Here is a 19,785-nt window from a genome sequence, read left to right on the forward strand (position 1 = left end):
CTGGAGACAGATGACGTACATGAACCGCCTTCGCCTGCCCGCGCTCGGGATCCTCGCCGGAGCGCTGCTGTCCACGGCCGTGGCCGTGCACCCGGCCTCGGCGCACGGGCCTCATTCCGGCCCGTCGTTGAGGGCGCTCGCCGACCGCGCCGGCGTACGCATCGGGACGGCCGTCGACATGGCGGCCCTCGCGGCCGACCGGACGTACCGCAGGACGACGGTCCGTGAGTTCGACTCGGTGACCGCCGAGAACGTCATGAAGTGGGAGTCGGTGGAGCCGCAGCGCGGTGTGTACGACTGGAAGGCCGCCGACGACCTGGTTCGCTTCGCGCGCACGAACGGGCAGGTCGTCCGCGGCCACACCCTCGTCTGGCACAGCCAGCTGCCGGCCTGGCTGACGGCCGGGGTGACGGACGGGTCGATCGGCCCGGCCGAGCTGCGCGGCATCCTCCGCAAGCACATCACCACCGAGGTGAAGCGGTACAAGGGGAAGATCCAGCAGTGGGACGTGGTGAACGAGGTCTTCGAGGAGGACGGCAGCCCGCGGAACTCGATCTGGCTGCGTGAGCTGGGGCCGTCATACATCGCGGACGCCTTCCGCTGGGCCCACGCCGCCGACCCGAAGGCGAAGCTCTTCCTCAACGACTACAACGTGGAGGGCGTCAACGCGAAGTCCACGGCGTACTACGAACTGGCGAAGCGGTTGCGTGCCGAGGGTGTGCCGGTGCAGGGGTTCGGTGCGCAGGGGCATCTGGCGATCCAGTACGGCTTCCCGGGCCAGGTGGCGGACAACCTCGCCCGCTTCGGGGCGCTGGGGATGCGGACGGCGTTCACGGAGGTGGACGTGCGGATGATCCTGCCGGTGGACGAGACGAAGGCGGCGACTCAGGCGAGTTACTACCGGCGGCTGCTGGACGCCTGCCTGGGGGCGCGGAGCTGCACGTCGTTCACGGTGTGGGGCTTCACGGACAAGTACTCATGGGTGCCGGGGGTCTTCGACGGCGAAGGCTCGGCCACGCCGATGGACGAGGAGTACGGGCGGAAGGCAGCGTACGGGGCGTTGCGGGAGGGGCTGGCGGCGGGGCGGTGAGCGAGCGCCGTATGGGGTTCAAAAGCCCAGGTACGTGATCTGAACGATGTAGACGCGTTCGCTGCGCACGACGAGCTGGTAGGTGAACATGCCTCCGGAGACGATGATGTCGCCGCCCTTCGGGTCGATCCCGTCATGGGCCCGGCCGTGGATGTGGAGCGCTTCGGCGGCCCTGACCAGCTCGTCCGCCTTCACTTCCACCTCGGCGAGGAACTCGGCGGGAGCCGTACGGGCCGTTTCCTCCGCCCCGAAGGCGTACTCCCACTTCCAGCTCACCCGCGCACTGCCTTCATCGCTTCGTCCAGGACGGTGCTCAGTTCCCGGAGGGCCTCCCGGGCGATGACCGGATCCTCGTGTTCCAGGTTGCTCTTCGCGCGGGCGTGCCGAGAGGACAGGTCAGGGCGGCGGGCGATCTCGATGTCTCTGGCCCACACCAGGACCCAGCTCTGCACAGGGCTGAGGGACTGCCATTCGACCGCCTTGGCGAAGGCCTCGTCCTTCGTGGCCTGCATCTCCTCAAGACGCCTGGGGTCTACGACCGCGAGGGCCGCGCGCAACGCGTCGGGGGTCGGCTCAGGGCGGGGGATCAGCTCGTTTCCGTGGTCGGCTTGAGTGCTCATGGTGTCCTCCAGGGAGTGCCCCGGACAGGCTATCCGCGTTGCGTGAGCCATGGATGGCTGTGCCTCTCGTAGTCGGAGAACGGCGTGTCAGGCAACGTCGGGAAAGGATTCCCGGCAGTCACGGCAGCGGCTTCCCTTCGGGCCCCGGAAGCCGCGGTCACATCCGTCGCAGTTCGTGACCTCGTACTGGACGAGTGGCGGTGACGCCGGGGCGCGGAACGGCGGCAGGGGTGGCAGCCGGTCCGTGAGCCGGTGGGCCAGGAGGGCGGCCGGGCGGTGGAGCGGTTCGTTCGGGAGGCCGCCGGTCAGGGCGTGTCGTACGGCGGTGGGGGTGAGGTCGCGCTCCAGCCAGGCAGCCACGCCCGGGGCGAGATGGGCGGTGTCGCAGGCTGAGAGGAGCAGCCGGGGGTCCGTGCGGCGCAGGTCGGCGAGGAGGTCGGTGGCGGTCTGGAGGAGGGTGGGGGAGCGGTAGGCGGGTTGGGGAACGGCGGGGAGCGGCTTGCGGCGTGCCTTCTCCTTCCGGGGCGCGCTGTTACGGCGTACGTCGTCCCGGCGTACGGGCTCGTCCTCCGCCTGGGTGCGGCCGGGCTGGTTGCAGGAGATCGTGCGGGTGACGATCCGGCCGCCGGGGGTGCGTACGCGCTCCCGGCGCAGGTACCCGTGGTCCTGCAACTCGTGCAGGGCGGCGGCGATCCGCTTCGCGCCCTCCTTGAAGCGGGCGGTGAGGCTCTTGATGTCGACGTGGGCGCCTTTCGGCAGCGACTGGATGTGAGCCCCCAGCCCGATCGCGAGGAGCGACAGCTCCGGGTGCTGGGCGAGGTGGTTGCCGATCACCGTGAAACGGGCGGTGTGGCGGGTGTGGTCGTGGATCAGACCGCCGCCGGAGTGGCTCTGCCGGTTCGGGTGGTTGTTGTCGCCAACCCGGGCGTGGGCGCGCGAGGGCGCGCTAGGGTTCTGCGTATCCATCGGGAAGGGTCTCGTCTTCCTTGGTGGTCAGGCCCTCGCACTGGGATTGCCGTCCCGGCGGGGGCCGTCGTCTGTCTGCGATTGGTGTGCGGTTGCGGTGTCCTGCTGCGCTGAGAGTAAGGGCATCAACCGGCCCCGAATCCAGCCGAGTCGGCGATGTTCACCCGCGAGGGTGAGACGGCCTGACGGGCGGGAGGAGGGGTGGGGTTTGGTCGGGTTCTTTCTCTCCCCGGTCCTTTGAGGAAAGACCGCACGTCGCACCGGAGCACACATCCGCGGGTTCCGGTTCCTGTCGGACGCCGACCTCGGCCCAGACCGTCTTGCGCGGCGGCAGCCCCGGCGCGGTGCCCCAGCGGTCGGCCAGCGCCTCGACGAGGAGGAGGCCCCGGCCGGACTCGGCGTCCGGGGAGGGGCGTTGGGCTGTGGGCAGCCGTTCACCACGCGTGTCCGTGACCTCGATGCGGAGGGTGCCGCCGATCACGTAGAGCGTGAGTCCGAAGTCGCGGCCCTGTACCCGCCCGTGCGTGGCCGCGTTGGCAGCCAGCTCGGCGACGATGTGCCGCGCCGGGTCCAACGGCAGCCCCCAGGCGCGCAGTTGCTCCGTCGCCAGCAGGCGGGCGAGACGGGCTCCGCGTGGTGTGGGGGACAGCCGCACGCTGAAGTTGCGGATGGGGCTGTGCGGTTCGGCCTCAGGGGCGGCGGTTTCCGTATTCACGTCACTCAGCGTGGCGGTGCGTGCGTACCGTGAACAGTGACTGCGCCGGTACGTACGGTTACTGTCCAGGGCTTGTCCGGCGCTGTCCAGCCTGTCCGGAACCGTTGCACGGGTAGGGGGCGTCGAGTCACTGCGGTACGGCGGAGAGGTGCGCGATGCACGTGGACGGGCTCAAGGACGCGACGGACGAGCCGGGTTGGGAGGTGGACCCCGACGATGACTGGGGCGTCGCGGTCGTCGAGACCGTGGGGCGGCAGCTGAAGCTGAGGCGCGAGGCCGTCGGCATGCGGGTGGCCGACTTCGCGGTGGCCATCGGGTACGGCGAGGACCTGGTCTACAAGATCGAGGCCGGGAAGCGGATTCCCCGGCAGGAGTACCTGGACAAGTCCGACGAGGTGCTAACGGCGTGCGGGCTCATCTCGGCCACCTGGGAGGACGTGAAGAAGGTCCGGTACCCGAAGAAGGTGCGGGAGCTGGGGAAGCTGGAGGGGCAGGCGGTCGAGATCGCTCTGTACGAGTGCCACATCATCGCCGGGCTGCTGCAGACCCCGGAGCACGCGCGATCCGTGATCGGGGCAGCGCAACCGCCGTACCCGCCCGACGACGTGGAGCGCATGGTGGCTGCTCGTCTGGCCCGGCAGTCGGTCTTCGCACGTTCGCCGGCTCCGGCGGTCAGCTTCGTCCTGGAAGAGGGAGTCCTGCGGCGTCCCATCGGGGGCACAATGGCCTGGCGTCGACAGCTCGAACATCTGCTGGAGGTGGGGCGCTTGCACAATGTCGTGCTTCAGGTCATGCCGATGAGCTGCGACACCCACTCCGGTCTGGACGGTCGGATCGAACTGCTGAAGTTCCCGGACGGAACGGCGGTCGGCCGCTCGGACGGCGCGTTCAACGGTCGCCCGACCTCCGAACCCAAGCACCTGCGCATCCTTGAACTGCGGTATGGCACGATCCGGGCCCAGGCTCTCTCACCAGGGGAGTCGCTGGCCTTCATCGAGCGATTGCTGGGAGAGACATGATCCGCAAGACCACTGCCGGGGATGCCTCGGAGCTGGCGTGGTTCAAGAGCAGCCACAGCGGAGGCAACGACGGCAACTCCTGCGTCGAGGTCGCCATAACCCCCGGCACCGTCCACGTCCGCGACTCCAAGGACACACGGCTTCCTCGGCTCGCGCTCACGCCGTCCGCCTGGTCGGACTTCGTGTCGTACGCGACCGGGGGCTGACGGCGTCTCGGATCCCGGTGATCAGACGGCCGACGGTTGCCCGCGGACGGCGGAAAGGCCGGGCCTGACCTTGGTGATCGCGGCGAAGTCGTCATCGACGATGTCGATCGCCGTGGGGTCACTCTTGGTACTCTGCCGCTTCCTGTAGGGCATCTGTTCGAAGAGGTGTGAATGAAGTCAGGCAGACGGACCGTCGCGGTGGCCACGCTCGTGGGGGCGCTGGGATTCTCGGTGCTGAACGCGCCGGCGGCCCACGCGGCGGACACCGGTATCACCGTGTCGGACATCGTCATCAACAACGGCAAGCCGATCGTCGTCGGCACGTCGAAGGAGGTGGAGCCGTCCCTCTCCTTCAACATCGCCTTGCCCGCCGGGTACAGCACGTCCAACCCATCTCGCTACGACGCGTATCCCTTCCTCTACCGCGGCACCATGAAGACGGCGGCCAGCACCGGGGAGAACTTCATCGGGCCGGGCGGTTACACCTGCTACGAGATCGACTCCAAGCACGCCCGTTGTGAGGGCAACCTCTACATCGACCCGCACCCGAGCCAGGAACACGTCGACTCCAACAGTGACGCCACGACGTGGAAAGTCGGCGTCGCGCTGCGGCTGTGGACAGCGGACCACGGTCTCAAGGCCGGCGAGTACGAGAAGCGGTCCAAGACCGTCCAGCTCAAGCGCGCGGCCAAGGTCACCGCCAACGCCTCGCCCGAGCCGGTCGTCAAGGGCAAGGCGGTCACCGTCACGGGCAAGCTGACCCGGGCGAACTGGAGCACGAAGAAGTACAACGCCTACAGCGGGCGTACGGTCAGCCTGCAGTTCCGTGCCAAGGGCACCGACAGCTTCAAGACCGTCAAGAAGGGCACCACCAGCAGCACCGGTGCGCTGAAGGCCACGGTCCCCGCCTCCGTCGACGGTTCCTATCGCTGGGTGTACTACGGCAACTCGACGACCGGCGTCGCCACCAGCGCGGCGGACTACGTCGACGTGCGCTGACCCTCGCCGCCGAGGTGTTCAGCGGAGCGTCGGCACCTCGCCGCCCTCCGCCCGCGTGAGCGTGACCCCCGCCAGACCCCGTAGCCGACGGTCCGCCACGGCGGCCAGGGCATCGGCGGTCGGCGGGGTCGGGCCCAGGCCGATGGCATAGCGGGCGGGGGCCGTGGTGAAGGGGCGGGGCCAGGCGTGGCACCCGGGGGCCACCTCGGCGAGGTCGGTGACCAGGGCCCGCATCCTGCCCCGCACCCGGCCCTCGTCCGCGACCCCGGCCGGGCCCCCGCCCACCGTCACGATCGCCCAGGCGGCGTGGCGGCGGTGGAGCGGGGGAGGGGTGAGGAGGTCGGCCCACGAGGACCCCTCCTCCAGCAACTCCCAGGCCCGGAACAGCTCTTGGGTGATCAGGTCGCGCATGCCCGTGGTGACCTGGTCCGTGCAGGGGCGGACCGGAGCCGAGGGCGTCACGATGGTGAGAGGGAGCCGGCCGGAGGTGCCCCCGGGGCCTCCCACCGGCTCTCGCCAGTCCCATGCCGCCCACGTCGCGAAGAAGTGCCTCAGGAGGCCGTCCGGCGGCAGGTCTCCCGCCTCGCTCACCGTGCGGGCCGCCAGCACGGACCAGGCCAGGCCCGGCAGCCCGCCGAACGGCGCCGAGTCCAGCCCCCGCGCCCGCGCCCACGCCTTGACCTGCCTGGCCAACCCGGCGAAGGCCGGCTCGTGGCCGCCCACCGAGGCCAGCACCGCTTCCGCGTCGCTCACCGCGCTGAGCGCGACCGCCGCCGCCTCGCCCAGCTCCGTCCGGCGGGCCACGGCCTCCACCGGGTCCAGCGAGCCGGTGGCCACGACGGCCAGGTCCACGTTCACGCCGTCGAGCCGCAGCCGCAGACCGGGGACGCGTGCTCCGACCACCTCGCGCACGTCGACGGCCTCGCGCAACTCCCGCTGCACAGAGGTGAGTTCAGCTGTTCCGGGCAGCGCCGCCACCAGGTCCAGATCCGCGCCGGGCAGAGCGCAGCCCATGCGCCGAGAGCCGACGACGTGGACGACACCGCCGGGGAACGCGTCGGCGACGAGGCGGGTGATCCGGTCGGCGACGCCGACCTCCCCCTCCCCCTCGGCCCTGTGAAGCACCGGCTCCTCCTCGGCCCAGCTCACCTCACCCGTCCCCAGGCTCACCGTCCCCCGCACGCGCATCGGCTCGTCCCCGCGTCGCGACAGCAGCGCCAGCTCGCCGACCCTGGCCGACAGGGGGCCGAGCCGGGCCGCGCAGACGGCGGCCAGGGCGTTCGGGTCGGTGGTGCGGCCCAGGCTCAGATGCGGCGTGAACCCCTCCTGACGGCCCTGGCAGCGCGGGAAGTGGCGTACGAGGGTGCTGTGCAGCTCGGCCCAGGGCCCCTCACCGGCCGCCGCCGGGTCCAGCCACACCGTCGCGTCGTCCCGGTGGCCGAACCAGTGCACGCCCTCCAGCCGGACGTCGAACGGGGTGGTCGCGGCCGGCATCGACGCCGCGAGCACCGAGGCCGCCTGCTCGAAGGCGTGTTCCGGTACGAAGCCGAAGAGGACGTTCACATGGGGAGGCCAGCGGTGGATCTGCGGGTCGTGGTCACGGCGGATGTCCTGCAGCGGCGGCCACAGCTCCTCGGGCGGCAGCCACGCCAGAGCCGTACGGGCGGTCGTCGGTACGTCGAGGCGCGCGGCGGCCGGGGCCGGGGAGCCGGGCCCCACCTCCGCCCGTACGCCGTAGTGGTCCGAGACGAACAGCCCGTCCCGCGTGGGCGTGTCCCCGTACAGCTCGGCCGAGCGCACCTCCAGCCCCTGCCCGCGCACCAGCACCCGGTCCAGCCGGGAGGCCCGCCCCGTCAGGGACGAGACCGCCGCCAGGGGGTTGGCGCCCGGGTCGAACGTCGGCGTCATGTCGGCCGGACCGTGCGCCTCGCTCCACGCGTCCCGCATGCCGAGCGTCGCCTGGGGTGTGTCGCCGCCGTCGTTGAAGTCGCCGAGGAGGAGCAGATCGGCGTCCAGGCCCGCGAACCCCTCGGCCATACGGGCGAGTTCGGCGGTCCGGCGACCCGCTCCGTCGGCGGAGTGGTCGCTGCTCAGATGCGTCGCCGCCACGACGAGGGGGCGTGCGCCGGTCTCCACGACCACGGCGGTCACCGCCTTGTGCGGGCCCAGCGCGTGGAAGGCCGCCTCGCGCACCGGCAGCCGGCTCAGCAGCAGCAGACCGCAGCCGTCCACGTCCCGCCCGCGCGGGTCCGTCCCCAGCGTCCAGCCCGCCCGCACCCACGGCTCGCGCAGCAGCATCGCCAGCAGCTCCGCCTCGACCTCCTGCAACGCGATGACGTCGACCTCGGCCTCGCACAGGGCCCGCAGCAGCAGCGGCCTGCGCCGGGCGCTGTCGATGCGGTCGGCGTCGTAGCGGTCCCAGAGGGTGTTCCAGGTCAGCACCCGCACGCTTGCCACGCCGGCCTCGTATCCGGCGCCCTCGGGCGTGCGCCGGGGCACCCACTCCTCTGCGTCCCACGCGTGCGGCGTGCGCGCCGTGAAGAACGGCGCCCGGAGCAGCCGGGTCTCCCGGACGCGCCCCGCCTCCGTCGCGTCGATCCGGTCCACACCCGTCGCCCGGTCCCAGACCACCTCGCCGTCCGCCTCGACGAACAGCACCCGGTGCCACGGGATCTCCCCGCCGGGCACGAACGCGGGCAGCGGGACCCGCTTGGGCGCGGCGCCCCGCTGCAGGACGCCGAACACGAAGCGCGCCGGGTCGAAGCGCGCGTCCCAGCGCACCCGGTGATAGATCTCCTCGCTCGTCCGCACGGTTCCTCAGACCTCTTCCTCGACGGTTCCGCTCGCCCCGACGTACCAGGTGCGGTGCGCGTCGCCCGGATACGGCGGGGCGAAACGGCGCAGCTGGGCGGTGAGCACCTCGGGCGGCACCGGGTGCGCGCGGTGGGAGTTGCGCCGGACCAGCTCGTCCTCGTCCACCAGGACCACGGCGTGGGTGATCAGCGCGTTGCGGCGCTGCGCGACCGCGTGCGCCAGCGAGCGCTGCTGGTGGGTGAGCGAGGTGGCGTCCCACACCGCCGTCCCGCCGGCGGCCAGCGCCCCGTCCAGCCGGTCCAGCCCGGCGCGCAGCACGTCCGGGTTGGCCCGCTGGTCGGCGCGCGCGCCGCGCGCCGCACGCAACTCGTCCAGCGAGATGTACGCGTCCACGCCCGCGAGCCCCCGCGCGAAGGTGCTCTTGCCGCTGCCCGACGGCCCGACCAGCTGGATCAGCTTGGGATAGGCCCCTGACCGCCAGCGCCAGGTCGCGGCGACAGCGCCCTGCGCATCCGCGACGCGCCCCCGCGCGTACGCCTCCCGCGCCTCGGCCCGGCACCGGACGGCCGCGTCGGGCGACAGCCCGGCGAACGCCTTTCGCACGGCACCCTCGTCCAGGGGCCGTACCTCGTCGGCGTGCAGGGCCGACCACTCCACCAGCTCGCGCGCCTCGTGCGTCGCCGCCGTGGCGCGGGCGACCGCGTGCAGCAGACCGAGATCGGCGGCGAGGGACAGCCGGGCCAGGCCCGCCCGGCGCTCCTCGTCCGGGTACGGCCGGTGCAGCGCGGGGTGCAGCCCGACCAGGTCGGCGACCCGGCGCGCGAGCGGCATGCCCACGGCACCGGCCAGCCGCGCCGCGACCCGGGCGCGCCGGCCCCCCGGGCCGTGGGCGTGCAGCAGCGCGGCCAGCACGCCGACGAGCCGGTCGTCACCCGTCCGACCGGCCGCGTCGAAGCGGGCGACGGCCTCCCGGTCGCCCTCGCCGGGCAGCCCGACGGCCGCCGCCAGCGCGGCGGCGTCGGCGGGCGCGCCGGAACGCACCGCCCACAGGGGGGCCCGCGCACCCAGCCCGTTCTCGACGACGGCCGCGTGCATCCAGTGCGTGTCCGTCGTCACGTGCCCGGCCCGTACCCACTTCGCGACGCGGGCGCCGAACTCCGCGGCGCCGAAGCCGTCCACGACCCGGACGACGTACCCCTCCTGCCGCCCGAGATCCAGCCGCAGCCCGCGCAGCGCCCGCTCGTCGAACACGCCCCGCCACAGCACACGCGGCACGGGGATGCCGACTCCGCGCAGAAACGCCGTCGTGCGGTCCCAGCCCAGGCAGTTCCCGTCCGCGTCCCACACCGAGAAGCCGTAGAACCAGCTGTCCAGGTCGTCGTAGGGGAGGGAGTGGCGGGCGAACATGTTCTCCCCGCACACCCGCCAGCCCTGCGGGAGGGCGTGGCCGACCCGGGCCTGGAGCGCCTTGACCCAGGTGCGCGAGGGGTGGTGCGCGGAGTCGAGCGAGCGGGCGTGCAGGCCGTCGGCGTACAGCGTGGTGTTCTCGCCGTCCAGCTTCTCGGTCACGACGACCTCGCGACCGCGCAGGCCGGACAGGTCGGTGACCCGGAGATCGTCGGCGGTGGCGCCGGGGGACCAGGGCAGATGCCTGGTCCGCGGATAGTGCGTACGCATCGTGAACGTTCCCCCGTGACAGCCGCTGTACCTGATCAGCGTAGGAGCGCGGGCGGGGACGGGCGAGCGGATTACCGGCGGCTCAGGGTCCGGTCAAGAACCGGCCCCCGGTGCGGCCGGTCCGTCGCGAAGCAGGTGCCGTCGCGACACAGATCCCGCAGTGGTGAGCCCCGCCCCTTGAGGCAGATTCCGGCAGTGCCGAGTCCCGTCTTGAGGCAGATTTCGGCTGTGGCGAGCCCTGCCGGCCCGCGCCTCGCTCGCCGCGATGTTCGCCGGCGGCCTGCTGGGCGCCTGGCTCCTGCACGGGACGGTCCCCCCGGCGCTGGTCCTGCTGCTGCCTGCGGCGCTGGTCCTGGTCCTGGGCGTGGTGCTCTGGGCGATACGGCGCCGGCATGCGCCGGAGCCCGGCTGAAACGGGCCGCTCCCGTGAAGGGACTGTGGATCATGGGTGCATGACTCTCGTAGCGAGCCGTTTCGTCGGCGCGGCCCTCGTGCTCACCGGAATCTGCGTCTGTCTCTGGCTGGCGCTCGGTGTACCTCAGGAATGGACCGGGGGAATGAGATGGTTACGCACCGCGCTGGCGCTGTCGTCCTTGGGCACGATCAGCCTCGGAGCCCGCTTCGTGTTTCCCGAGACGTCGGGTGACTCGCCGGACAGCGACCCGGCCGATGCCCCGCACGGCACCTCGTACGACACCACGGACAGCGCCCCGGACCGCGTCGACGGCTCCCGGGTTTGACGTGCGTCACTCTCGGGGTAATCTCTCCGGCTCGATTGGCGGAGCCGGTGGGCCGTATGGCAGACTAGCGGGGTTGCTCGGTCGAGTGTTGATGCTGCGCGCCTCCCGCCGGGAGGACCGGAAGCGAGTCCCACAGTACTCGTCGCCCCAACTGCCTTACGGCAGCGCTGGAGCGGACGTACGGGAATCTTTCGGGAAGTGTCAGTGCGGCGCCGGCCAGGCACCCGGTGGGCTTCTGCCCCCGGCCCACGGCTGAGGGAAGGGCCGTGTTTCCCGGACAAGGGATGCTCGAACAAGGGGCCTCCGTGTCGAAGGAAGCGCGACACACCCGACCGCGTGGGTCGGAGGATCAGGTGACGGAACACCGGGTTGCAGAGCGTTAAACGAGACAAAGGACTACTGAGTAGCCATGGCGGGACAGAAGATCCGCATCCGGCTCAAGGCCTACGACCACGAGGTCATCGACTCCTCGGCGAAGAAGATCGTCGAGACGGTGACGCGCACTGGTGCGTCGGTCGCGGGCCCGGTGCCGCTGCCCACTGAGAAGAACGTGTACTGCGTCATCAAGTCGCCGCACAAGTACAAGGACTCGCGCGAGCACTTCGAGATGCGCACGCACAAGCGCCTGATCGACATCCTCGACCCGACGCCCAAGACCGTTGACTCTCTGATGCGACTCGACCTCCCGGCCGGTGTCGACATCGAGATCAAGCTCTAGGGGTCGGTGATCTGAGAATGGCTAAGCAGATCAAGGGAATCCTGGGCGAGAAGCTCGGCATGACGCAGGTGTGGGACGAGAACAACCGTGTTGTTCCGGTCACCGTCGTCAAGGCCGGCCCCAACGTCGTGACCCAGGTCCGTACGAACGATGTCGACGGCTACGAGTCGGTCCAGATCGCCTTCGGCGAGATCGACCCGCGCAAGGTGAACAAGCCCCTCAAGGGCCACTTCGCCAAGGCCGACGTCACCCCCCGCCGTCACCTCGTCGAGATCCGCACCGCGGACGCCTCCGAGTACACGCTGGGCCAGGAGATCTCCGCCGAGGTCTTCGAGGCCGGCGTCAAGGTGGACGTGACCGGCAAGAGCAAGGGCAAGGGCTTCGCCGGTGTCATGAAGCGTCACAACTTCAAGGGCCTCGGCGCCGGTCACGGCACCCAGCGCAAGCACCGCTCTCCCGGCTCCATCGGTGGCTGCGCCACCCCGGGCCGCGTGTTCAAGGGCCTCCGCATGGCGGGCCGCATGGGCAACGAGCGGGTCACCACCCAGAACCTGACCGTCCACGCCGTTGACGCGGAGAAGGGTCTGCTGCTCATCAAGGGCGCTGTCCCGGGTCCGAACGGCGGCCTCGTCCTGGTCCGCACCGCGGCCAAGGGGGCCTGAGGTACCGATGAGCACTGTTGACATCCTTTCGCCTGCCGGCGAGAAGACCGGAAGCGTCGAGCTCCCCGCGGAGATCTTCGGCGTGGAGAAGATCAGCATCCCGCTGATCCACCAGGTCGTCGTCGCGCAGAACGCGGCTGCCCGTCAGGGCACCCACAAGACCAAGCGTCGCGGTGAAGTCCGTGGTGGCGGCAAGAAGCCGTACCGCCAGAAGGGCACCGGCCGCGCCCGTCAGGGCTCGACCCGTGCGCCGCAGTTCGCCGGTGGTGGCGTCGTCCACGGCCCGCAGCCGCGTGACTACTCGCAGCGGACCCCGAAGAAGATGAAGGCCGCGGCCCTGCGCCACGCCCTCACCGACCGGGCCCGTCACAACCGCATCCACGTCGTCTCCGGCGTGATCGAGGGCGAGAACCCCTCCACGAAGGCCGCCAAGACGCTGTTCGGCAAGATCTCGGAGCGCAAGAACCTGCTCCTGATCGTCGAGCGTGCCGACGAGGCCGCGTGGCTCTCCGCCCGCAACCTGCCCCAGGTGCACATCCTGGAGCCGGGCCAGCTGAACACGTACGACGTGATCGTCTCGGACGACGTGGTCTTCACCCAGGCCGCTCTGGAGTCCTTCGTGTCCGGCCCGAACACGGCCAACGACACCGAAGGGAGTGACGCCTGATGGCTACGCGTCACCCGAGCATCGCCTCGAAGGCGGCCAAGGCCGCCAAGGCCGCGCGCGTCGCCAAGGCGAAGCGCCACGAGGCCGAGGGCAAGAACACCGTCATCACCGCGCCCAGCAAGGCGTTCACGGACCCCCGTGACGTGCTGCTGAAGCCGGTCGTGTCGGAGAAGAGCTACGCGCTGCTCGACGAGGGCAAGTACACCTTCATCGTCGCGCCCGGCGCCAACAAGACCCAGATCAAGCAGGCCGTCCAGGCGGTCTTCTCGGTCAAGGTCACCGGGGTCAACACGATCAACCGCCAGGGCAAGCGCAAGCGGACCCGCACGGGCTTCGGCAAGCGTGCCGACAGCAAGCGCGCGATCGTGACCCTTGCCGAGGGCGACCGTATCGACATCTTCGGCGGTCCGACCGCGTAAGCGGGTCGGATCGTCCGATATCGGACGAGGACTGAGAAATGGGAATCCGCAAGTACAAGCCGACTACGCCGGGCCGTCGTGGCTCCAGCGTCGCCGACTTCGTCGAGATCACGCGGTCCACGCCGGAGAAGTCGCTGGTCCGCCCGCTGCACAGCAAGGGCGGCCGTAACAACGCCGGTCGTGTGACCGTTCGTCACCAGGGTGGCGGACACAAGCGCGCCTTCCGTGTCATCGACTTCCGTCGTCACGACAAGGACGGCGTGCCGGCGAAGGTCGCGCACATCGAGTACGACCCCAACCGCACCGCGCGCATCGCGCTGCTGCACTACGCGGACGGCGAGAAGCGCTACATCCTCGCCCCGCGCAACCTGCAGCAGGGCGACCGGGTGGAGAACGGTCCCGGGGCCGACATCAAGCCGGGCAACAACCTGGCGCTCCGCAACATCCCGGTCGGTACCACGATCCACGCGATCGAGCTCCGTCCCGGTGGCGGCGCCAAGTTCGCCCGCTCCGCCGGTACCTCCGTGCAGCTGCTCGCGAAGGAGGGCGCCTACGCCCACCTGCGCATGCCGTCCGGTGAGATCCGCCTGGTCGACGTGCGCTGCCGCGCCACCGTCGGCGAGGTCGGCAACGCCGAGCAGAGCAACATCAACTGGGGCAAGGCCGGCCGCAAGCGCTGGCTGGGCGTCCGCCCGACCGTCCGCGGTGTGGCGATGAACCCGGTTGACCACCCCCACGGTGGTGGTGAGGGCAAGACCTCCGGTGGTCGCCACCCGGTCAGCCCCTGGGGTCAGAAGGAGGGTCGTACTCGCTCGCCGAAGAAGGCTTCGAGCAAGTACATCGTCCGCCGCCGCAAGACGAACAAGAAGCGCTAGGAGCGGGTTTAGATGCCGCGCAGTCTCAAGAAGGGGCCCTTCGTCGACGACCACCTGATCAAGAAGGTGGACGTACAGAACGAAGCAGGCACCAAGAACGTCATCAAGACCTGGTCCCGTCGCTCGATGATCATCCCGGCCATGCTCGGCCACACGATCGCGGTGCACAACGGCAAGACCCACATTCCGGTGTTCGTCACCGAGTCGATGGTCGGCCACAAGCTCGGCGAGTTCTCGCCGACGCGCACCTTCCGGGGTCACGTCAAGGACGACCGGAAGTCGAAGCGCCGCTAACGCGGGGTGGAATCGACCATGACAGACACTGGAAGGACAACCATGGAAGCCAGGGCCCAGGCGCGGTACATCCGCGTCACGCCCATGAAGGCCCGCCGCGTGGTGGACCTCATCCGTGGCATGGACGCCACGGAGGCTCAGGCGGTCCTGCGTTTCGCCCCGCAGGCCGCGAGCGTGCCGGTCGGCAAGGTGCTGGACAGCGCCATTGCCAACGCCGCACACAACTACGACCACACGGACGCCTCTTCGCTGGTCATCAGCGAGGCGTACGTGGATGAGGGCCCGACCCTGAAGCGGTTCCGTCCGCGTGCCCAGGGCCGTGCCTACCGGATCCGCAAGCGGACCAGCCACATCACCGTGGTCGTCAGCAGCAAGGAAGGAACCCGGTAATGGGCCAGAAGGTAAACCCGCATGGGTTCCGGCTCGGTGTCACGACCGACTTCAAGTCGCGTTGGTACGCCGACAAGCTGTACAAGGACTACGTCAAGGAAGACGTCGCCATCCGTCGGATGATGACGTCCGGCATGGAGCGCGCCGGTATCTCGAAGGTGGAGATCGAGCGCACCCGTGACCGCGTCCGCGTGGACATCCACACCGCGCGTCCGGGCATCGTCATCGGCCGCCGTGGCGCCGAGGCCGACCGCATCCGCGGTGACCTCGAGAAGCTCACGGGCAAGCAGGTCCAGCTGAACATCCTCGAGGTCAAGAGCCCCGAGACCGATGCCCAGCTGGTCGCTCAGGCCGTCGCCGAGCAGCTCTCCTCCCGCGTCTCCTTCCGTCGCGCCATGCGTAAGAGCATGCAGGGCACGATGAAGGCCGGCGCCAAGGGCATCAAGATCCAGTGCGGTGGCCGCCTCGGTGGCGCCGAGATGTCCCGCTCGGAGTTCTACCGCGAGGGCCGTGTGCCCCTGCACACGCTCCGCGCGAACGTGGACTACGGCTTCTTCGAGGCCAAGACGACCTTCGGCCGCATCGGCGTGAAGGTCTGGATCTACAAGGGCGACGTCAAGAACATCGCCGAGGTCCGCGCCGAGAACGCCGCCGCCCGCGCCGGCAACCGTCCGGCCCGTGGCGGCGCTGACCGCCCGGCCGGCCGTGGTGGCCGCGGTGGCGAGCGTGGCGGTCGCGGTCGTAAGCCGCAGCAGGCTGCCGGCGCCGAGGCCCCCAAGGCCGAGGCTCCCGCCGCCGCCGCTCCGGCTGAGAGCACCGGAACGGAGGCCTGAGGGACATGCTGATCCCCCGTAGGGTCAAGCACCGCAAGCAGCACCACCCGAAGCGCCGTGGTCAGGCCAAGGGTGGTACGACGGTCGCGTTCGGCGAGTACGGCATTCAGGCCCTCACGCCGGCGTACGTGACCAACCGCCAGATCGAAGCGGCCCGTATTGCCATGACCCGCCACATCAAGCGTGGCGGCAAGGTCTGGATCAACATCTACCCGGACCGTCCGCTCACGAAGAAGCCTGCCGAGACCCGCATGGGTTCCGGTAAGGGTTCGCCGGAGTGGTGGATCGCGAACGTGCACCCGGGCCGGGTCATGTTCGAGCTGTCCTACCCCAACGAGAAGATCGCCCGTGAGGCCCTCACTCGCGCAGCCCACAAGCTGCCGATGAAGTGCCGGATCGTCAAGCGCGAGGCAGGTGAAGCGTGATGTCGGCCGGTACCAAGGCGTCCGAGCTGCGCGAACTGGGTGACGAGGAGCTTCTCAACAAGCTCCGCGAAGCCAAGGAAGAGCTGTTCAACCTCCGCTTCCAGGCGGCGACCGGTCAGCTCGAGAACCACGGTCGGCTCAAGGCCGTCCGTAAGGACATCGCGCGGATCTACACCCTGATGCGTGAGCGCGAGCTGGGCATCGAAACGGTGGAGAGCGCCTGATGAGCGAGAGCAACGTGACTGAGACGAACACCGAGGCTCGCGGATTCCGCAAGACCCGTGAGGGCATCGTCGTCAGCGACAAGATGGACAAGACCGTCGTCGTCGCCGTCGAGGACCGCAAGAAGCACGCCCTTTACGGCAAGGTCATCCGCAGCACGAGCAAGCTCAAGGCCCACGACGAGCAGAACGCCGCCGGCATCGGCGACCGTGTCCTCCTGATGGAGACCCGGCCGCTGTCCGCCACGAAGCACTGGCGTGTCGTCGAGATCCTCGAGAAGGCCAAGTAGGTAATTCGCGCAAGCGAATTCCCAAAGATCCGCCTGCGGCCAACCCCGCAGGTCAGTTCCGCCAGGCTCGGCAGGGGCTCTCTCGTGAAGAGGCGGCCCCTGCCGGGAACCGGCAGACAATCAGGAGATAGACGTGATCCAGCAGGAGTCGCGACTGCGTGTCGCCGACAACACTGGTGCGAAGGAAATCCTTTGCATCCGTGTGCTCGGTGGCTCCGGTCGCCGCTACGCGGGCATCGGTGACGTCATCGTCGCCACCGTCAAGGACGCGATCCCCGGCGGCAACGTGAAGAAGGGTGACGTCATCAAGGCGGTCATCGTTCGCACCGTCAAGGAGCGCCGCCGTCCGGACGGCTCGTACATCCGCTTCGACGAGAACGCCGCTGTCATTCTCAAGAACGACGGCGACCCTCGTGGCACCCGTATCTTCGGCCCGGTCGGCCGGGAGCTGCGCGAGAAGAAGTTCATGAAGATCATCTCGCTCGCGCCGGAGGTGCTGTAAGCATGAAGATCAAGAAGGGCGACCTGGTCCAGGTCATCACCGGTAAGGACAAGGGCAAGCAGGGCAAGGTCATCGCGGCCTTCCCCCGCGAGGACCGCGTCCTGGTCGAGGGTGTCAACCGGGTCAAGAAGCACACCAAGGCCGGCCCGACCGCCAAGGGTTCGCAGGCCGGTGGCATCATCACGACCGAGGCGCCGGTCCACGTCTCCAACGTCCAGCTGGTCGTTGAGAAGGACGGCAAGAAGGTCGTCACGCGTGTCGGTTACCGCTTCGACGACGAGGGCAACAAGGTTCGCGTTGCCAAGCGGACGGGTGAGGACATCTGATGGCTACCACCACGACTCCGCGTCTCAAGACGAAGTACCGCGAGGAGATCGCGGGCAAGCTGCAGGAAGAGTTCTCCTACGAGAACGTCATGCAGACCCCGGGCCTCGTCAAGATCGTGGTCAACATGGGTGTGGGCGACGCCGCCCGCGACTCCAAGCTGATCGAGGGCGCCATCCGCGACCTCACCACGATCACCGGGCAGAAGCCGGCCGTCACCAAGGCCCGCAAGTCCATCGCGCAGTTCAAGCTGCGTGAGGGCCAGCCGATCGGTGCCCACGTCACGCTCCGTGGCGACCGCATGTGGGAGTTCCTGGACCGCACCCTGTCGCTCGCGCTCCCGCGCATCCGCGACTTCCGTGGTCTGTCCCCCAAGCAGTTCGACGGCCGTGGCAACTACACCTTCGGTCTCACCGAGCAGGTCATGTTCCACGAGATCGACCAGGACAAGATCGACCGTACCCGGGGTATGGACATCACCGTGGTGACCACGGCGACCAACGACGCTGAGGGCCGCGCCCTCCTTCGTCACCTCGGCTTCCCCTTCAAGGAGGCGTGAGCGAGATGGCGAAGAAGGCTCTGATCGCGAAGGCTGCTCGCAAGCCCAAGTTCGGCGTGCGTGGCTACACGCGCTGCCAGCGCTGCGGCCGTCCCCACTCCGTGTACCGCAAGTTCGGCCTGTGCCGCGTGTGCCTTCGTGAGATGGCTCACCGTGGCGAGCTGCCGGGCGTGACCAAGAGCTCCTGGTAGTCCCTGCTTTTCAGGGATTCCAGAAGCTCTCGGTAAGCACTGGGCGTGTCAGGCGCCCACCCTTCCATGGCTTAGGCTTGGAGGGTTGGGCGCCTGACGGTAGCCCGTACGACTTACTACGCCGTAGGTCCCCGCACCGCACCCGTCCCGCCACCGAGTGGGGAGAGGGATGGCGCATACAGGAAACCCCGGCGAGAGAGGCCGAAGGCCAATTCATGACCATGACTGATCCGATCGCAGACATGCTTACGCGTCTGCGGAACGCGAACTCGGCATACCACGACTCCGTGACGATGCCGGCATCGAAGATCAAGTCTCACATCGCGGAGATCCTCCAGCAGGAGGGCTTCATCACGGGCTGGAAGGTCGAGGACGCCGAGGTCGGCAAGAACCTCGTCCTCGAGCTGAAGTTCGGCCCGAACCGTGAGCGCTCCATCGCGGGCATCAAGCGGATCTCCAAGCCCGGTCTCCGGGTTTACGCGAAGTCCACCTCCCTGCCCAAGGTGCTGGGTGGCCTCGGCGTGGCGATCATCTCCACGTCCCACGGGCTCCTCACCGACAAGCAGGCCGGCAAGAAGGGCGTAGGCGGAGAAGTCCTCGCCTACGTCTGGTAGCGGAAGGGAACGGAGGAAACAGCTATGTCGCGTATTGGCAAGCTCCCCATCACGGTTCCCGCCGGCGTGGACGTCACCATCGACGGCCGTACGGTCTCGGTCAAGGGCCCCAAGGGCTCGCTGACCCACACCGTCGCTTCGCCGATCGACATCGCCAAGGGTGAGGACGGCGTTCTCAACGTCACCCGCCCCAACGACGAGCGTCAGAACAAGGCCCTGCACGGCCTGTCCCGCACGCTGGTGGCGAACATGATCACCGGCGTGACCCAGGGTTACGTGAAGAAGCTCGAAATCAGCGGTGTCGGTTACCGAGTGCAGGCCAAGGGCTCGAACCTCGAGTTCGCGCTCGGCTACAGCCACCCGATCACCGTCGAGGCGCCCGAGGGCATCACCTTCAAGGTGGAGAACCCCACCCGGTTCTCGGTCGAGGGCATCGACAAGCAGAAGGTCGGCGAGGTTGCGGCCAACATCCGCAAGCTGCGCAAGCCCGACCCGTACAAGGCCAAGGGCGTCAAGTACGAGGGCGAAGTCATCCGCCGCAAGGTCGGAAAGGCGGGTAAGTAAGCCATGGCATACGGTACGAAGATCGCTAAGGGCGACGCTTACAAGCGTGCAGCCATCAAGCGGCGCCACATCCGGATCCGTAAGAAGGTCAACGGTACGGCTGAGCGTCCCCGCCTGGTCGTGACCCGCTCGAACCGCCACATCGTGGCCCAGGTGATCGACGACCTCAAGGGGCACACCCTTGCGTCGGCGTCCACCCTGGACTCGTCGATCCGTGGTGCGTCGGAGGACAAGTCGGCTCAGGCCGGCAAGGTCGGCGCCCTGGTCGCCGAGCGTGCCAAGGCCGCCGGTGTCGAGGCAGTCGTGTTCGACCGTGGTGGTAACCGGTACGCGGGTCGCATCGCGGCCCTGGCCGACGCCGCCCGCGAGGCCGGGCTCAAGTTCTGAGCTC

Annotated in this window: 30 protein-coding genes; 24 read left to right on the plus strand and 6 right to left on the minus strand. The window is 69.3% G+C overall.

The window, feature by feature from the left end; translation table 11 throughout:
- The first annotated feature begins 10 nt into the window (after nucleotides 1-10).
- A complete protein-coding gene (locus STRBO_RS0104635) occupies nucleotides 11-1,090 on the plus strand; it encodes an endo-1,4-beta-xylanase (protein WP_005481257.1) in 1,080 nt (359 codons plus the stop codon).
- A gap of 18 nt (nucleotides 1,091-1,108) precedes the next feature.
- Here STRBO_RS0104635 and STRBO_RS0104640 read toward each other — a convergent pair whose 3' ends face one another.
- The 4 genes from STRBO_RS0104640 to STRBO_RS0104655 all read right to left on the minus strand — a co-directional run bounded on the left by STRBO_RS0104640 (nucleotide 1,109) and on the right by STRBO_RS0104655 (nucleotide 3,391).
- Nucleotides 1,109-1,366, minus strand: a complete 258-nt coding sequence (locus STRBO_RS0104640; RefSeq protein ID WP_005481250.1) for a hypothetical protein — start codon at nucleotides 1,364-1,366, stop codon at nucleotides 1,109-1,111.
- Nucleotides 1,363-1,710 carry a hypothetical protein gene (locus STRBO_RS0104645; RefSeq protein WP_020113851.1) on the minus strand — a complete coding sequence of 116 codons (348 nt, stop codon included), beginning with the start codon at nucleotides 1,708-1,710 and terminating at the stop codon, nucleotides 1,363-1,365. Before STRBO_RS0104645 ends, STRBO_RS0104640 begins: the two co-directional genes overlap by 4 nt.
- 87 nt (nucleotides 1,711-1,797) lie before the next feature.
- Nucleotides 1,798-2,676 carry a hypothetical protein gene (locus tag STRBO_RS0104650; RefSeq protein WP_005481248.1) on the minus strand — a complete coding sequence of 293 codons (879 nt, stop codon included), beginning with the start codon at nucleotides 2,674-2,676 and terminating at the stop codon, nucleotides 1,798-1,800.
- A gap of 160 nt (nucleotides 2,677-2,836) precedes the next feature.
- On the minus strand, nucleotides 2,837-3,391 hold the full coding sequence (locus tag STRBO_RS0104655) for an ATP-binding protein (RefSeq protein WP_005481247.1): 555 nt from the start codon (nucleotides 3,389-3,391) through the stop codon (nucleotides 2,837-2,839).
- 155 nt (nucleotides 3,392-3,546) lie between these two features.
- Here STRBO_RS0104655 and STRBO_RS0104660 point away from each other — a divergent pair, with 155 nt between their 5' ends.
- The 3 genes from STRBO_RS0104660 (at nucleotide 3,547) to STRBO_RS0104675 (ending at nucleotide 5,615) form a co-directional block, all read left to right on the plus strand.
- Nucleotides 3,547-4,410 carry a helix-turn-helix domain-containing protein gene (locus STRBO_RS0104660; RefSeq protein WP_005481246.1) on the plus strand — a complete coding sequence of 288 codons (864 nt, stop codon included), beginning with the start codon at nucleotides 3,547-3,549 and terminating at the stop codon, nucleotides 4,408-4,410.
- Nucleotides 4,407-4,616, plus strand: coding sequence for a DUF397 domain-containing protein (locus tag STRBO_RS0104665; RefSeq protein ID WP_005481242.1), 210 nt, complete (start codon nucleotides 4,407-4,409; stop codon nucleotides 4,614-4,616). The genes STRBO_RS0104660 and STRBO_RS0104665 overlap by 4 nt, the downstream gene beginning before the upstream one ends.
- A 171-nt stretch (nucleotides 4,617-4,787) precedes the next feature.
- Entirely contained in the window at nucleotides 4,788-5,615 is an 828-nt protein-coding gene (locus STRBO_RS0104675) for a hypothetical protein (RefSeq protein ID WP_005481239.1), read from the plus strand.
- Nucleotides 5,616-5,633: 18 nt separating this feature from the next.
- Here the strand turns inward: STRBO_RS0104675 and STRBO_RS0104680 are convergent, their stop codons facing one another.
- Nucleotides 5,634-8,426, minus strand: a complete 2,793-nt coding sequence (locus tag STRBO_RS0104680; RefSeq protein WP_005481238.1) for a poly(A) polymerase — start codon at nucleotides 8,424-8,426, stop codon at nucleotides 5,634-5,636.
- 6 nt (nucleotides 8,427-8,432) lie between these two features.
- A complete protein-coding gene (locus tag STRBO_RS0104685; RefSeq protein ID WP_005481237.1) occupies nucleotides 8,433-10,106 on the minus strand; it encodes an RNA ligase family protein in 1,674 nt (557 codons plus the stop codon).
- Between the two features lie 265 nt (nucleotides 10,107-10,371).
- Between STRBO_RS0104685 and STRBO_RS43660 the strand changes: the two genes are divergently transcribed.
- The 20 genes from STRBO_RS43660 (at nucleotide 10,372) to rplR (ending at nucleotide 19,781) form a co-directional block, all read left to right on the plus strand.
- Nucleotides 10,372-10,518, plus strand: a complete 147-nt coding sequence (locus STRBO_RS43660) for a hypothetical protein (protein ID WP_005481235.1) — start codon at nucleotides 10,372-10,374, stop codon at nucleotides 10,516-10,518.
- Between the two features lie 40 nt (nucleotides 10,519-10,558).
- Nucleotides 10,559-10,846, plus strand: coding sequence for a hypothetical protein (locus STRBO_RS43380; protein WP_005481234.1), 288 nt, complete (start codon nucleotides 10,559-10,561; stop codon nucleotides 10,844-10,846).
- A 409-nt stretch (nucleotides 10,847-11,255) separates the two neighbouring features.
- The gene (rpsJ, locus tag STRBO_RS0104700; RefSeq protein WP_003948644.1) at nucleotides 11,256-11,564 is read left to right on the plus strand and encodes a 30S ribosomal protein S10; all 309 of its coding nucleotides are present in this window, start codon (nucleotides 11,256-11,258) and stop codon (nucleotides 11,562-11,564) included.
- A gap of 17 nt (nucleotides 11,565-11,581) precedes the next feature.
- Nucleotides 11,582-12,226: a 50S ribosomal protein L3 gene (gene rplC / locus STRBO_RS0104705; protein WP_005481233.1), complete on the plus strand. Its 645-nt coding sequence runs from the start codon at nucleotides 11,582-11,584 to the stop codon at nucleotides 12,224-12,226.
- Nucleotides 12,227-12,233: 7 nt separating this feature from the next.
- Complete coding sequence (gene rplD / locus STRBO_RS0104710; RefSeq protein WP_005481232.1) at nucleotides 12,234-12,893, plus strand: 50S ribosomal protein L4; 660 nt, start codon at nucleotides 12,234-12,236, stop codon at nucleotides 12,891-12,893.
- Entirely contained in the window at nucleotides 12,893-13,312 is a 420-nt protein-coding gene (gene rplW, locus STRBO_RS0104715; RefSeq protein ID WP_005481228.1) for a 50S ribosomal protein L23, read from the plus strand. The genes rplD and rplW overlap by 1 nt, the downstream gene beginning before the upstream one ends.
- Before the next feature lie 38 nt (nucleotides 13,313-13,350).
- A complete protein-coding gene (rplB, locus tag STRBO_RS0104720) occupies nucleotides 13,351-14,187 on the plus strand; it encodes a 50S ribosomal protein L2 (protein WP_005481225.1) in 837 nt (278 codons plus the stop codon).
- A gap of 12 nt (nucleotides 14,188-14,199) precedes the next feature.
- Entirely contained in the window at nucleotides 14,200-14,481 is a 282-nt protein-coding gene (gene rpsS / locus STRBO_RS0104725) for a 30S ribosomal protein S19 (protein WP_005481224.1), read from the plus strand.
- A 42-nt stretch (nucleotides 14,482-14,523) separates the two neighbouring features.
- Complete coding sequence (gene rplV, locus STRBO_RS0104730) at nucleotides 14,524-14,871, plus strand: 50S ribosomal protein L22 (protein WP_004571827.1); 348 nt, start codon at nucleotides 14,524-14,526, stop codon at nucleotides 14,869-14,871.
- A complete protein-coding gene (gene rpsC, locus STRBO_RS0104735; RefSeq protein WP_005481221.1) occupies nucleotides 14,871-15,704 on the plus strand; it encodes a 30S ribosomal protein S3 in 834 nt (277 codons plus the stop codon). The genes rplV and rpsC overlap by 1 nt, the downstream gene beginning before the upstream one ends.
- Before the next feature lie 5 nt (nucleotides 15,705-15,709).
- Nucleotides 15,710-16,129 carry a 50S ribosomal protein L16 gene (rplP, locus tag STRBO_RS0104740; protein ID WP_004927269.1) on the plus strand — a complete coding sequence of 140 codons (420 nt, stop codon included), beginning with the start codon at nucleotides 15,710-15,712 and terminating at the stop codon, nucleotides 16,127-16,129.
- The gene (rpmC, locus tag STRBO_RS0104745; RefSeq protein WP_005481220.1) at nucleotides 16,129-16,353 is read left to right on the plus strand and encodes a 50S ribosomal protein L29; all 225 of its coding nucleotides are present in this window, start codon (nucleotides 16,129-16,131) and stop codon (nucleotides 16,351-16,353) included. Before rplP ends, rpmC begins: the two co-directional genes overlap by 1 nt.
- Complete coding sequence (rpsQ, locus tag STRBO_RS0104750) at nucleotides 16,353-16,640, plus strand: 30S ribosomal protein S17 (protein ID WP_005481219.1); 288 nt, start codon at nucleotides 16,353-16,355, stop codon at nucleotides 16,638-16,640. The genes rpmC and rpsQ overlap by 1 nt, the downstream gene beginning before the upstream one ends.
- Nucleotides 16,641-16,773: 133 nt before the next feature.
- A complete protein-coding gene (rplN, locus tag STRBO_RS0104755) occupies nucleotides 16,774-17,142 on the plus strand; it encodes a 50S ribosomal protein L14 (RefSeq protein ID WP_003992364.1) in 369 nt (122 codons plus the stop codon).
- Nucleotides 17,143-17,144: 2 nt separating this feature from the next.
- Entirely contained in the window at nucleotides 17,145-17,468 is a 324-nt protein-coding gene (rplX, locus tag STRBO_RS0104760) for a 50S ribosomal protein L24 (RefSeq protein ID WP_005481217.1), read from the plus strand.
- Nucleotides 17,468-18,025, plus strand: coding sequence for a 50S ribosomal protein L5 (rplE, locus tag STRBO_RS0104765; RefSeq protein WP_005481216.1), 558 nt, complete (start codon nucleotides 17,468-17,470; stop codon nucleotides 18,023-18,025). Before rplX ends, rplE begins: the two co-directional genes overlap by 1 nt.
- Before the next feature lie 5 nt (nucleotides 18,026-18,030).
- Nucleotides 18,031-18,216 carry a type Z 30S ribosomal protein S14 gene (locus STRBO_RS0104770; protein WP_003948630.1) on the plus strand — a complete coding sequence of 62 codons (186 nt, stop codon included), beginning with the start codon at nucleotides 18,031-18,033 and terminating at the stop codon, nucleotides 18,214-18,216.
- A gap of 215 nt (nucleotides 18,217-18,431) precedes the next feature.
- Nucleotides 18,432-18,830 (plus strand): 30S ribosomal protein S8, encoded by a 399-nt coding sequence (rpsH, locus tag STRBO_RS0104775; protein WP_013001411.1) that lies wholly within the window; start codon nucleotides 18,432-18,434, stop codon nucleotides 18,828-18,830.
- Nucleotides 18,831-18,854: 24 nt separating this feature from the next.
- A complete protein-coding gene (rplF, locus tag STRBO_RS0104780; RefSeq protein WP_020113855.1) occupies nucleotides 18,855-19,394 on the plus strand; it encodes a 50S ribosomal protein L6 in 540 nt (179 codons plus the stop codon).
- Between the two features lie 3 nt (nucleotides 19,395-19,397).
- Nucleotides 19,398-19,781 (plus strand): 50S ribosomal protein L18, encoded by a 384-nt coding sequence (gene rplR, locus STRBO_RS0104785; protein WP_005481210.1) that lies wholly within the window; start codon nucleotides 19,398-19,400, stop codon nucleotides 19,779-19,781.
- Nucleotides 19,782-19,785: the final 4 nt, after the last annotated feature.

This window comes from Streptomyces bottropensis ATCC 25435 (assembly GCF_000383595.1).
In the GTDB taxonomy this organism is placed as follows: domain Bacteria; phylum Actinomycetota; class Actinomycetes; order Streptomycetales; family Streptomycetaceae; genus Streptomyces; species Streptomyces bottropensis.

Coding starts and splice junctions, on each gene's coding strand:
- STRBO_RS0104635 (WP_005481257.1), top strand. CDS start 11: ATGACGTACATGAACCGCCTTCGCCTGCCCGCGCTCGGGATCCTCGCC.
- STRBO_RS0104645 (WP_020113851.1), bottom strand. CDS start 1,710: ATGAGCACTCAAGCCGACCACGGAAACGAGCTGATCCCCCGCCCTGAG.
- STRBO_RS0104650 (WP_005481248.1), bottom strand. CDS start 2,676: ATGGATACGCAGAACCCTAGCGCGCCCTCGCGCGCCCACGCCCGGGTT.
- STRBO_RS0104660 (WP_005481246.1), top strand. CDS start 3,547: ATGCACGTGGACGGGCTCAAGGACGCGACGGACGAGCCGGGTTGGGAG.
- STRBO_RS0104665 (WP_005481242.1), top strand. CDS start 4,407: ATGATCCGCAAGACCACTGCCGGGGATGCCTCGGAGCTGGCGTGGTTC.
- STRBO_RS0104675 (WP_005481239.1), top strand. CDS start 4,788: ATGAAGTCAGGCAGACGGACCGTCGCGGTGGCCACGCTCGTGGGGGCG.
- STRBO_RS0104685 (WP_005481237.1), bottom strand. CDS start 10,106: ATGCGTACGCACTATCCGCGGACCAGGCATCTGCCCTGGTCCCCCGGC.
- STRBO_RS43660 (WP_005481235.1), top strand. CDS start 10,372: ATGTTCGCCGGCGGCCTGCTGGGCGCCTGGCTCCTGCACGGGACGGTC.
- STRBO_RS43380 (WP_005481234.1), top strand. CDS start 10,559: ATGACTCTCGTAGCGAGCCGTTTCGTCGGCGCGGCCCTCGTGCTCACC.
- rpsJ (WP_003948644.1), top strand. CDS start 11,256: ATGGCGGGACAGAAGATCCGCATCCGGCTCAAGGCCTACGACCACGAG.
- rplC (WP_005481233.1), top strand. CDS start 11,582: ATGGCTAAGCAGATCAAGGGAATCCTGGGCGAGAAGCTCGGCATGACG.
- rplD (WP_005481232.1), top strand. CDS start 12,234: ATGAGCACTGTTGACATCCTTTCGCCTGCCGGCGAGAAGACCGGAAGC.
- rplW (WP_005481228.1), top strand. CDS start 12,893: ATGGCTACGCGTCACCCGAGCATCGCCTCGAAGGCGGCCAAGGCCGCC.
- rplB (WP_005481225.1), top strand. CDS start 13,351: ATGGGAATCCGCAAGTACAAGCCGACTACGCCGGGCCGTCGTGGCTCC.
- rpsS (WP_005481224.1), top strand. CDS start 14,200: ATGCCGCGCAGTCTCAAGAAGGGGCCCTTCGTCGACGACCACCTGATC.
- rplV (WP_004571827.1), top strand. CDS start 14,524: ATGGAAGCCAGGGCCCAGGCGCGGTACATCCGCGTCACGCCCATGAAG.
- rpsC (WP_005481221.1), top strand. CDS start 14,871: ATGGGCCAGAAGGTAAACCCGCATGGGTTCCGGCTCGGTGTCACGACC.
- rplP (WP_004927269.1), top strand. CDS start 15,710: ATGCTGATCCCCCGTAGGGTCAAGCACCGCAAGCAGCACCACCCGAAG.
- rpmC (WP_005481220.1), top strand. CDS start 16,129: ATGTCGGCCGGTACCAAGGCGTCCGAGCTGCGCGAACTGGGTGACGAG.
- rpsQ (WP_005481219.1), top strand. CDS start 16,353: ATGAGCGAGAGCAACGTGACTGAGACGAACACCGAGGCTCGCGGATTC.
- rplX (WP_005481217.1), top strand. CDS start 17,145: ATGAAGATCAAGAAGGGCGACCTGGTCCAGGTCATCACCGGTAAGGAC.
- rplE (WP_005481216.1), top strand. CDS start 17,468: ATGGCTACCACCACGACTCCGCGTCTCAAGACGAAGTACCGCGAGGAG.
- STRBO_RS0104770 (WP_003948630.1), top strand. CDS start 18,031: ATGGCGAAGAAGGCTCTGATCGCGAAGGCTGCTCGCAAGCCCAAGTTC.
- rpsH (WP_013001411.1), top strand. CDS start 18,432: ATGACCATGACTGATCCGATCGCAGACATGCTTACGCGTCTGCGGAAC.
- rplF (WP_020113855.1), top strand. CDS start 18,855: ATGTCGCGTATTGGCAAGCTCCCCATCACGGTTCCCGCCGGCGTGGAC.
- rplR (WP_005481210.1), top strand. CDS start 19,398: ATGGCATACGGTACGAAGATCGCTAAGGGCGACGCTTACAAGCGTGCA.